The organism is Bacillus sp. AFS041924 (genome assembly GCF_002577195.1).
GTDB lineage: Bacteria > Bacillota > Bacilli > Bacillales > Bacillaceae_G > Gottfriedia.
Window position 1 is genome coordinate 1 of sequence record NZ_NULG01000081.1, and the last position, 229, is coordinate 229.

General features: G+C 30.6%; 1 protein-coding gene. It reads right to left on the reverse strand.

Features of this window, described 5'->3' with window-relative positions; all coding sequences use genetic code 11:
- The coding region (locus tag COC46_RS22295) for a hypothetical protein (RefSeq protein ID WP_176545185.1) at positions 1 to 229 on the reverse strand (229 nt) is incomplete at both ends.

Here is a 229-nt window from a genome sequence, read left to right on the forward strand (position 1 = left end):
TTATAAGTACCATCTGGAACAAACTCACCATTCTCATTTGTCTCATTCCATGTAAGATTAGGTACAGAATATCGATCGAACATATAGTATAAATCACCATTAGCCATGTTATTTTTTGTCAATTTATATGGTGAACCATCCGGTGTGAATTCACTTAAGTTTCCTAACCATTTAACTTTTTTCCCTTTTTGATCTTCAATATACATTTCAGTTTCTTTTAAATTTCGTA